Below are 10,527 nucleotides of genomic sequence, written 5' to 3'. Positions count from 1 at the left end.
CGGGGCAGGCGCCGGCCCGGGCCCCAGCCCGGGCCTCGGCCCGGGGAGCCGGTCGCCGCCGCCCGGCCGGTCGCGGCGGCGCATCCAGGCCCGGGCCGCGGCACCGGACCCGAGGGCCGTTCTACGGCACCGGGTTGAAGACCGCGTGGAAGCGCCGCGTGTGGTCCACGTGCCGCTCCGGCCCGGTCAGGGTGACCCGCGCGGTGAGGCGGACGTCGGTGCTGGAGGCGGCCAGACGCAGCTCCAGCTCCCCCGGTTCGACCACGCGGCGCCCGTCGCGGCCGGTGAAGGAGGCCACGTCGGCCGGCACGGTCACGCGCAGCCGCCGGGCCTGGCCGGGCGCGAGCGGCACGCGGGTGTAGCCGACCAGGCGCTGCACGGGCTGGACGACGCTGGCGACCGGGTCGTGCAGGTAGAGCTGGACGACCTCGGCGCCGGGGCGCTCGCCGTCGTTGCGGACGGTCAGGGCGAGACGGAACTCGCCGTCGGTGCCGGCCTGTTCGTTCTCCACGGTGAGGTCGCCGTAGGTGAAGGAGGTGTACGACAGGCCGTGCCCGAAGCCGAACGCGGCCGTGGGGTCGATGTTGGAGACCTCGCTGGCCTGGGCGAGGCGGGCGCCGAGGTAGGTTGCGGGCTGGGCGCCCGGTCCGCGGGGGACGCTGACGGGCAGCCGTCCGGAGGGGTTGGTGCGGCCGCTGAGCACCCCGGCGAGGGCGGTGGTGCCCTCGGCGCCGGGGAAGAAGGACTGCACGATCGCCGCGGCCTCGTCCACGGCGCGGCCGAGCGCGTAGGGCCGGCCGGCCAGCAGCACCGCGACCACGGGTGTGCCGGTGTCGAGCAGCGCGTCGAGGAGCTGCTGCTGGGCTCCGGGCAGGGCGAGCGACTCCGCGTCGCAGCCCTCGCCGCTGGTGCCGCGGCCGAAGAGGCCGGCGCGGTCGCCGAGGGCGGCGATCACCACGTCGGCGTCGCGGGCGGCGGCCACGGCCTCGGCGATGCCGAGGACGTCGCCGTCGTCGACGCCGGTGCCCTGCACCACGGTCAGCTCCGCGTCGGGGAACTCGCGGGCCAGGGCGTCCTGAAGGGTGGGCAGGTCCAGGCCGGCGGGGACGTGCGGGTGGTGGACGCCGACGTGCAGCGGGAAGGAGTAGCAGCCCAGGACGGCCGTGGGCTCGGCGGCGTTCGGGCCGACCAGGGCGATGCGGCGCGGCCGGTGGAGCGGGAGAGTGCCGTCGTTGGCGAGCAGCACGATCCCTTCCTCGGCGACCGCGCGGGCCAGCTCCCGGTTCTCGGGGGTGTCCAGGTCGACCGAACCGCGCAGGGACTCCGGGTCGTCGAGGTCGGCGCCGGCGAGGGCGGCCGGCACCGGGTCCCAGTCCGCGTCCAGCAGGCCGAGGTGGGCCTTCTGGGTCAGCACGCGGCGCAGGGCGCGGTCGATCAGGGACTCCGGCACGCGGCCCTCGGCGACGGCCTCGGCCAGGGGCGCGCCGAAGGTCTTCACGGTGGGCAGCTCCACGTCGACGCCGGCGCGCAGCGCGGCGTGCGCCGCGTCGGCCCAGTCGCCGGCGACGCCGTGCAGCGTGTGCAGGAAGGCGATGCCGAAGTAGTCGGCCACCACGGTGCCGTCGAAGCCCCAGGTGTCGCGCAGCAGCCCGGTCAGCAGGTCCTCGTCGGCGGCCGCGGGGATGCCGTCGGTGTCGGTGTAGGCGTGCATGACGGAGCGGGCGCCGCCCTCGCGCACGGCCATCTCGAAGGGCGGCAGCAGCACGTCGGCGCGCTCGCGCGGGCCCATGCCGACGGGGGCGAGGTTGCGTCCGGCGCGCGAGGCGGAGTAGCCGGCGAAGTGCTTGAGGGTGGCGACGACGCCCGCGGACTGCAGGCCCTGGACGTAGGCGGTGCCGATGGTGCCCACCAGGTAGGGGTCCTCGCCGATGGTCTCCTCCACCCGGCCCCAGCGGGCGTCGCGCACCACGTCCAGGACGGGCGCCAGGCCCTGGTGGACGCCGACGGAGCGCATGTCCCGGCCGATGGCGGCGGCCATGCGGCGGATCAGGCCGGGGTCGAAGGTGGCGCCCCAGGACAGCGGGACGGGGTAGGCGGTGGCGCGCCAGGTGGCGAAGCCGGCCAGGCACTCCTCGTGGGCGACGGCGGGGATGCCGAAGCGGTTGGCGGCGGCGATGCGCCGCTGCGTGCGCAGCAGGGACAGCGCGCCGAGCGCGGGGTCGACGGGGGCGGTGCCGAAGGGGCGGGTCAGCTGGCCGAGCCCGGCGGGCAGCAGGGACTCCAGGTCGACGGCCTCCTCCATCTCGTGCTGGTGGGGGGCGACTTCGCCGCCCTCGGCGGAGGCGCCGACCCAGACGCCGTAGAGCTGGGCGATCTTCTCCTGCAGGGTCATGGCGTCGATCAGGGCCGACACGCGGGTGTCGACGTCGCGGGCGGGATCGTTCCAGACGGGGGTTTCGGGAGTGGTCTCAACTGCCACGTTGGCGGTCACTTTCCTCCGACGCCCATGAGTCCCCGGACCAGGGCTCGGCGGGCGAACAGGTAGACGAGCAGGACGGGCACCATGGACAGCACCACGGCTCCCAGCAGTCCGGGGACGTCGATGCTGTGCGAGGTTTGGAAGTTGTACAGGCCCAGCGTGATCACCTTGGTGGAGTCGGACTGGGTCAGTACGAGCGGGAAGAGGAAGCCGTTCCAGGCCTGCAGCGCGGAGAACACCACGATCGTGGCGAGTCCGCCCCGGGACAGCGGCAGCACCAGCTGGAAGAACATCCGCCGCGGGGTGGCGCCGTCCATGGCCATGGCCTCGAAGAGCTCCCGGGAGATGTCGCGCATGGAGCCGCTGAGGATGAGCGCCGACATCGGCAGGCAGAAGGCGGCGGTCGGCAGGATGACCCCGAGGAGGTTGTCGTACAGGCCCGCCTTGCTGATCAGGTAGAACATCGGGACGATCACGGCCTGCGCGGGGATGGCCAGGCCCAGCAGGAACAGCCGGAAGATCTGCGAGGTGATCCGGCTGGTGCTGCGCACGATCGCGTAGGCGAGCGGCGGCACCAGCAGCAGCACCAGGCCGACCACGCACACGGTGACGACGATCGTGTTGAGGAAGTACCGGCCGAAGCCCGAGTCGAACGCCCCGGTGTAGTGGTCGAGGGTGAAGCTCTTGGGGAAGGCCAGCGGGCCGTTGCCGGCGTAGTCCGCGTGCGTGCGCAGGGTCGCGGCGAGCATCACGTACAGCGGCAGGCCGACCAGGAACAGCCAGACCAGTGAGCCGGCGCCGGCCAGGTAGTGGGGGCGTCGCCTCATGACACGCCCTCCATGGTGCTGCGCATCTTGTCGTAGCCGGAGACCCGCACGACGATCAGCGAGACGACCGTGGCCGCGATCACCAGGACGAGGGCGATGGCGGCGCCGGCGCCGAAGTCGAAGCCCTTGAAGGCCTTCTGGTACATGTAGTAGGCGCTGATCGTGGTGTCGGTGCCCGGGCCGCCCTGGGTGAGGATGAGGACCGTCTCGAACGTGGTGAGCCCGCCGACGATCATGATGATCATCGAGGTGATGACCGAGGTGCGCAGCTGCGGCAGCGTGATGTGGAAGAACTGCCGGTAGCGGCCCGCGCCGTCGATCTCGGCCGCCTGGTACAGCACCGGCGGGATCGCGCGGGCGGCGCCCTGGTAGATCAGGGTGTGGAACGGGGTGAACTGCCAGGTGCTGACGAAGGCGAGCACCCCGATGGCGGTGGACTGCTCGCCGAACAGGTTGCCGTCGCCGAACAGCCAGGTCACCTGGGCGGGGATGCCGAAGTTGGGGTCGAGCAGCGCCCGCCACAGCACCGAGACGGCGGTGGAGGACAGCAGCAGCGGGATGAAGTAGATCGCCGACAGCACCGCACGGTTGCGCTGCGGGCCGGCCGCCCACACGCCGAGCACGATGCTCAGCGGGGTCTGGACGGCCACGCCGAGCGCGGTGAGCAGCAGGGTCAGCCAGATGCTCTTGATCATCACCGGGTCGTCGAGGACCCGCCGCCAGTTGTCCAGGCCGGCGAACTCGGGCGAGCCGAGGCCGTTCCAGCTCATGAAGGACAGCACCGCCACCATGATCAGCGGCACGATCGCGAACACGGCGAAGAACAGCGTGGCGGGGAGCGCCCAGGCGAAGCCCGGGCGCCCCACGCGGGCGACGTAGGAGCTCTCCGCGCGCCGGGCCTTGCGCACCGGCCCGGCGACGGCGGGAGGGCTCGTCATCTGTGTGGTCATGGGAGGGTCACTCGGTCGGGAGGGCCTGCATGGCCTTGATGAAGCCGTCCGTGTCCAACTGGCCGTTGAAGAACTGCTGCACGGCCTGGCGGATGGGCGCGTTGGCCGAGGGCGGGTAGGCCTGGTCCCAGGACAGCTGGAACGACGGGGCCTTCTTCACCAGGTCGTACTGGAAGCGCGCGTAGGCGGGGCTGGCGGAGGTGTCCAGGAACTTCGGCGTGTTGGTCGTGGTCGGCAGGTTGCCGATGGCCAGCTGGGCCTTGACGAACTCGTCGGAGTACATGAGCTTGAGGAACTTCTCCACGGCCTCGGGGTGCTTGGTCTTCTTCAGCACCGAGTAGAAGTTGTTGGTGTTGCCCACGATGTCGGACGGGTCGCCCTTGCCGCCGGGCACGGTCGGGAAGGCGGTGTAGCCCAGGCCCTTCTCGGCGAAGTCCTTGGCGTCCTGCTGCTGCTGGGCGTAGTACCAGGAGCCCATCAGCTCGAAGGCGGCTTTGCCGCGGGCCACCAGCGCCGGGGAGGCGCCGTTGGTGTACTTCACCGAGTCGTAGTTGGTGCCGAAGGCGCCGGCCTCCACCAGGTCGCGGATCATGCCCAGGGCCTTCTTGCTGTCCGCGCTCGCCCAGGCGTCCTTGTCGCCGTTGACGGCCTTCCGGAACAGCTCCGGGCCGGCGACCCGGTCGTAGACGTACTCGAACCACATCAGCGTCGGCCACTGGTCGCCGCCGCCCAGGGCGATCGGGGTGACGCCCTTGGACTTGAGGGTCTTGACCGCGGCGAGCAGCTCGTCCCAGGTCTTCGGCGGCCGCACACCGGCGTCGGCGAGGACCTTCTTGTTGTGGAAGAGCAGCACCGGCTGGGTGCCGCGCATGGGGACGCCGTAGGACTTGCCGTCCAGGACGGCGCTACTGAGCACCGAGGGCAGGAAGTTGTCCTTGAGCCCGGGGTCGTCCTTGATGAAGTCGTCCAGCGGCATCAGCAGGTCGGCCTTGACGAACGGCTTGATGCTGCCGCCGCCCCAGTTGAAGAACACGTCCGGGGCCTGCGGGGTGTTGATGATGGTCTGCAGCTTCTGCTGGTAGTCGGCGCCGGGGATGGTGTCGAGGACGGCCTTGACCTTCGAGGTCTTGTTGAACGTGGCGACGATCTGCTTCTCGACCTTGTTGCTGGCGTCGCCGTAGACGAGGATGTGGATCTTCCCGTCGTCGCCGCCCCCGCCCCCGCCGCTGCCGCTGCCGCAGGCCGACAGGCTCACCGTCAGCGCCAGGGCGGCACCGCAGGCGAGCAGTCTGGGCCACCGCGCACGTGTCTTCATCGCCCCACCTTTCGAAAGTTTCGACAACATCGCCGAAATAACTTGCCGTCGGACAGTAGGAGCAGGCAGGCCATTTGGTCAACGGTCGTGCATGCATGCATCCAAACCGTTACCGGAGGCGTGCCCTATCCTTCGAGTATGCGCGAAAAAGACGAGGTGGACGGCAAGGTCACCCTGGCCGACGTGGCCAGGGAAGCCGGGGTGTCACTGTCGACAGTTTCGAAAGTCCTCAATGGACATTCGGACATCTCCAGCCCGACCCGCACCAGGATCGAGCAGCTCCTCGCCGCCCACGGCTACCGCCGCCGCCCCAAGGGCGCCCCGCGGGCCCCGCTCGTCGAACTCGTCTTCCACGAGCTGGACAGCATCTGGGCGATGGAGCTGATCCGGGGCGTGGAGAACGTCGCCAAGGAGCACCGGGTGACCGTCGCGCTCACCGAGTGCGGCACCTGGCACGCGCCCGGCCCCGAGTGGGTCGAGGGGGTGCTGCGGCGCCGGCCGCTGGGCGTGGTCCTGGTCTTCTCCAGCCTGCCGGAGGAGGTCAAGGAGCAACTGCGGCTGCGCGCCATCCCGTTCGTCATCGTCGATCCGGCCGGCGACCCGGACCCCGACGTGCCCTCCGTCGGCTCCGCCAACTGGTCCGGGGGCCTGGCGGCCACCCGTCACCTCACCGCGTACCGGCACGAGCGCATCGCGATCATCACCGGGCCGGAGGACATGATGTGCTCCCTGGCCCGGCTCGACGGCTACCGCTCGGCCCTGGCCATGGCGGGCCTGGAGGCCGATCCGCGCCTGGTGCGCTTCGGCGACTTCCACGTGCGGGGCGGCTTCGAGCACGCCATGGACCTGCTGGGCGGCCCCGACCGGCCGACCGCCATCTTCGCCGGCAGCGACCTGCAGGCGCTCGGCGTGCTGGAGGCGGCCCGCCTGCGGGGCCTGAGCGTGCCGGAGGACCTGTCGGTCGTCGGATACGACGACGTCCCGCTCGCCCAGTGGTCGAGCCCGGCCCTCACCACCGTCCACCAGCCGCTGCGGCAGATGGCCGAGGAGGCCACCCGCATGCTGCTGCGCCCCGCCCGGTCCGGCACGGCCGCCCTGCGCCTGGAACTCGCCACCCACCTGGTCGTGCGGCACAGCACCGCCCCGCCCCGAAGACCCTGAGTTCCGCGCGGCGGCGGGCCTCAGCCGTCGCCGGCCTCCTTCCCCTCGCCGACCACGGGCGGCGGAGGCGGGTCGAAGTGCACGGAGACCTTCTCGAAGCCCTTGAACGCCTCGGTGGTGGCGTACGAGCGGTAGGCGCGCAGGTCGCCCGAGCTGAGGTGGACCCGGTCGGTGAACGGCGTCAGCAGGCTGCGCGGCCACAGCCGCAGGCAGCGCACCGCGGCGATCTCGGCCGTGGTGAGGTACACCACGGAGCCGAGGTAGATCCAGGCCAGCAGGCCGAGCACGATCCCGAACATGCCGTACGTCGCCGTGGCGCCCCGCAGGACGTGCCCGACGTAGTACGACCCGCCCCACTGCAGCGCCTGCCACGCGCACGCGCCGCCCAGCGCCGGGCCGTACATCAGCCGGAACGGCAGCCGCCGCCGGGCCAGCAGGCGGTAACTGACCATCAGCAGAAAGGCGTTGAGCAGCACGCTCGCGGCCACCACGACGACCCGAACCCCGCCCGCCAGGCGGGTGCCGGCGATGCCCGCCGCGGAGTCCGCCGCCGACAGCGTCGTCGTGGCGAACAGGCCGGCCGCGAGCAGCAGCAGGAAGGTCAGGCCCCTGAGCCGGGAGCGCAGCGGGTCGGGGCGGGCGTGCCGCGGCACCGCGAAGATCTTGTTCAGCGCGTGCTGCGCGGCCTGCGCCACCCCCAGCGCGCCGTAGACGCTGCCCGCGATGCCCACGCCCACGGCGATCCCGCTGCCGTGGAAGGAGTGGATGTTGTCGCCGATCTGGTTCCCGATCACCGGGAACTCGCTCAGCGCCGAGTTCAGCACCGACTGCTGCAGGTGCGGGTTGCCGTTCAGGGCGGCGCTGAGCAGGGCCACCAGGAACAGCAGCAGCGGGAACAGCGACACGAAGCCGTAGTACGTCAGCAGCGCGGCCAGGTAGGCGACCTGGTCGTCGTAGAACTTGTACGTCACCGCCAGGGGCAGTCCCGCCCACCGGTGCCGTCGCTGGTACACGTCCAGCCGGGCCAGCACGTCCATGCGCTCTCCACCCTCCGGTGCGAGTCCGCACCACGGCGAACGCCGTAGCACTGTGGTGCCCCGCCGCGCCGAGGTCACTCCCGTCCGGTCCTCCCCGCCCGATCCTCCCCGCCCGATCCTCCCCGTCCGCCTTTCCCCGCCCGCCGCTTCTCGGCATCGACCGGAAAGGGACCGCACTCCTTCGTCTACACTTCCGTAGACGGTCTACACGGCGGTAGTCGGAAGGGCCCGTTCGTGAACCGCAGGGACACAGTCGAAGGGGCCCGCTCGTGAACCGCAGGGACGCCGCCGACCTCGCCGGCAGCGTGGGGCTCGGCGCGTGGGTGGCCTTCGGCCTGCTGGGCATGGTGGTGATCGGGGGCGGCGGCGCCCCGCTCTTCCCGGACCACGATCTGCTCGCCTGGTGCGCCGGCCACCGGCCCGCGGCGGCGGTGGCCCTCGCCCGCGGGGTGACCGCCACCGGGACGGGCGTGATCCCGTACGCCCTGGTGCTCCTGGCCGCCGCCGTCGCGGGGCGCACGGCGCGGCAGCGGGCGGTCGCGGCGGCGCTGGGCGTCGGCTGCCTCGCCGCCGGGCAGGCGGTGCGCCACGGCGTGATGGAGTTCGTCGCGCGGCCCCGCCCGCCGCGGCCGGAGTGGGACGCGTACGCCACGGGCTGGGCCTTTCCCTCCGGGCACACCACCACCGCCGCGCTCACCGCCGGGCTGCTGGTGCTCGCGCTGCGGCTGCGCGCCCCGCGCGGGCGGACCCCGCTGTGCCTGGCCGCGGGCTGCTGGGGGCTGCTGGTGGGGCTGACCCGCGTGTACCTCGGGGTGCACTGGTTCACGGACGTGCTGGGCGGCTGGCTGTTCGCCGCCGGCTGGCTGGGCGCGTGCGGGGGCGCCGCGGCCCGGTGGCTGCCGGGGTCGCTCGTCGGGGACGGGCGGGAGAGCGCGCGGAGTGCGGCGGCCCGGGACGGCGGCGGTCCGTGAGCCGACCGCACCGCCGTCACCGGTGAGGGCGGCCGGGGGACGGCCGGAGTCGGCCGGAGTCGGCCGGGGTCGGCCGGGGTCGGCCGGGGTCGGCCGGATGCGCCGGGCGGGGCCACCCCCTTCCCGCGCACCCCGGCCGGATCGCTCGCGTGTCGCCGGAATCCCGCTCGACCCCCGCGAGAGGGCAGACGTCGTCGGCACCCCGGGGAGGATCACGGGAGCGGCCCCGGCGCGGGATTCGGGCCCTGCGGGACCGGGGCCGAGGCCGGAACCGGGGCCGGAACCGGGGCCGGTGCGCGGGCCGCGGGGGCGACGTGGACGCGCAGGCCGCCGACCCGGTGGACGGGCCAGGCACGGGCGTACGCCGGCGGGAGCGCGCCCGCCGGGACGAGGACCGCCACCGGCTCGCGGCGGGCGGTCGCGGCGAGCCGGGCCGCGGTGGTGTTGGCGTTGGGGCCGCTCGTCGCGGCGGAGGAGCAGCCGGCGAGGAACGCGATCGGCAGGGCCTGGTCGCCGGTGAGGATGCAGGGCGGGCGGACGCCGAGGCGGTGCAGCGCGGCGGCGGTGTGCGCCCAGGTGCGGTGGTCGGCGACGGTGCGGTCCACGACGTGGCGCAGGACGGCGTACTGCACCGCCAGGTGCCCGGCGAGCCCCAGCGCCACCAGCGACGCGGCCAGTGGCCGCCACCGGGCCCGCGCCGGGGCGGCCAGGTCCAGCAGCCCGTCGGCGACGGGGAGGGCCGGCAGCGCGTAGGCGGGCAGCAGGAAGCGGGGCGCCGCGTAGTCGATCAGGAACAGGTAGGGGAAGGCGGCCGCGGCGGCGCAGGCCAGGGCCACGAGGGCGGGCGCCGGGCGCCGGGCGCGGCGCGCGGCCCGCGCCCCGAGGGCGGCGAGCAGGGGCAGGGCGAGCCACCAGGCGTAGGCGGCGGGATGGGGCAGCGGCCCGTCGCACGGCCGGCACAGGGTGCGCCCGGTCAGGCTGCGCAGCTGGTCGAGGACGGCCGCGTGCGGGCCGAGGCCGCCCTGGATGCGGGAGGCGTCGGCCAGCCGCCGCACGAGACCGCCGTAGCCGGTGCAGGCCTCGACGACCCACTCGGCCGACCCGGCGGCCAGTCCGGCCACGAGGGCGACGAGGAGCCGCCGGGACCGGCGGGCCGCGGCGAGGACGAGGAGCGGCGCCGTGACCCACACCGCGTCCATCGGCCGCATCCACGCCATGAGCGCCGCACAGCCGGCCGCGGCCCACACCGGGGCCCGGGCGCGGGGATCGTCGCGGGCGCGCAGGAAGCAGCCGGCGCAGCCGAGGGCGCCGACGGCGACCCAGAGGTTGGGCATGGCCTGCGGGCCATAGAAGAGGGTGATCCACAAGGAGGCGAACAGGGCCCCGGCCAGAGCCAGGACGCGGACCGGGAACAGCCCGCGCCACGCGGACAGGGCCAGGTGGAGGGCGAGTCCGGACAGCAGGGCCAGGTAGACGCGCAGCAGCGCGGTGGACGACGACCAGGCGGCGACCGGTGCCACGAGCAGCGGGACGCCGCGGGCGCGGGGCGCGCTGAAGAAGGCGGCCGGGGCGTGTCCGCCGACCTGGCTGACGTAGACCGTCTCGTCCCAGCCCAGGCCCATGTCCGGTGGGACGAGGAGGAGTTGGGCGAGGACGAAGGCGGCGGCCACGGCGGCGAGCGGGCCGCGGCCGCGGCCGCGCCGGGCACGTCGCGGCACGGCGGCGGGCGCCGCGGCGCAGGCGGCGTGCGCGCTGTGGGCCATCGTCCTCCTGCCGTCGCCCGCGGC

General features: G+C 73.7%; 8 protein-coding genes. 2 read left to right on the top strand and 6 right to left on the bottom strand.

What is annotated here, in order from left to right:
- Nucleotides 1–121 precede the first annotated feature (121 nt).
- Genes IE225_RS11665 through IE225_RS11650 form a run of 4 tightly spaced genes read right to left on the bottom strand, consistent with a single transcriptional unit; the run spans nt 122 to nt 5,571 of the window.
- Entirely contained in the window at nt 122–2,491 is a 2,370-nt protein-coding gene (locus IE225_RS11665; RefSeq protein ID WP_190057352.1) for a beta-xylosidase/alpha-l-arabinosidase, read from the bottom strand.
- Nucleotides 2,488–3,306 (bottom strand): carbohydrate ABC transporter permease, encoded by an 819-nt coding sequence (locus IE225_RS11660; RefSeq protein ID WP_190057351.1) that lies wholly within the window; start codon nt 3,304–3,306, stop codon nt 2,488–2,490. The genes IE225_RS11665 and IE225_RS11660 overlap by 4 nt, the downstream gene beginning before the upstream one ends.
- The gene (locus tag IE225_RS11655; RefSeq protein ID WP_190057350.1) at nt 3,303–4,256 is read right to left on the bottom strand and encodes a carbohydrate ABC transporter permease; all 954 of its coding nucleotides are present in this window, start codon (nt 4,254–4,256) and stop codon (nt 3,303–3,305) included. The genes IE225_RS11660 and IE225_RS11655 overlap by 4 nt, the downstream gene beginning before the upstream one ends.
- A gap of 7 nt (nt 4,257–4,263) precedes the next feature.
- On the bottom strand, nt 4,264–5,571 hold the full coding sequence (locus IE225_RS11650; protein ID WP_190057349.1) for an ABC transporter substrate-binding protein: 1,308 nt from the start codon (nt 5,569–5,571) through the stop codon (nt 4,264–4,266).
- Between the two features lie 138 nt (nt 5,572–5,709).
- On the opposite strand from IE225_RS11650, the gene IE225_RS11645 reads away from it, so the two are divergent.
- On the top strand, nt 5,710–6,732 hold the full coding sequence (locus IE225_RS11645) for a LacI family DNA-binding transcriptional regulator (protein WP_190057348.1): 1,023 nt from the start codon (nt 5,710–5,712) through the stop codon (nt 6,730–6,732).
- 20 nt (nt 6,733–6,752) lie between these two features.
- On the opposite strand, the gene IE225_RS11640 is transcribed toward IE225_RS11645, so the two are convergent.
- The gene (locus tag IE225_RS11640; RefSeq protein WP_190057347.1) at nt 6,753–7,769 is read right to left on the bottom strand and encodes a YihY/virulence factor BrkB family protein; all 1,017 of its coding nucleotides are present in this window, start codon (nt 7,767–7,769) and stop codon (nt 6,753–6,755) included.
- A 269-nt stretch (nt 7,770–8,038) separates the two neighbouring features.
- Between IE225_RS11640 and IE225_RS11635 the strand changes: the two genes are divergently transcribed.
- On the top strand, nt 8,039–8,740 hold the full coding sequence (locus IE225_RS11635; RefSeq protein ID WP_190057346.1) for a phosphatase PAP2 family protein: 702 nt from the start codon (nt 8,039–8,041) through the stop codon (nt 8,738–8,740).
- Nucleotides 8,741–8,952: 212 nt separating this feature from the next.
- On the opposite strand, the gene IE225_RS11630 is transcribed toward IE225_RS11635, so the two are convergent.
- Nucleotides 8,953–10,503: a hypothetical protein gene (locus tag IE225_RS11630; protein WP_229879438.1), complete on the bottom strand. Its 1,551-nt coding sequence runs from the start codon at nt 10,501–10,503 to the stop codon at nt 8,953–8,955.
- Between the last annotated feature and the right edge of the window lie 24 nt (nt 10,504–10,527).

The organism is Streptomyces echinoruber (genome assembly GCF_014651135.1).
GTDB classification, from domain to species: domain Bacteria; phylum Actinomycetota; class Actinomycetes; order Streptomycetales; family Streptomycetaceae; genus Streptomyces; species Streptomyces echinoruber.
Note: the sequence above shows the minus strand (reverse complement) of the source record. Positions and strands in the feature narration are given on the sequence as shown.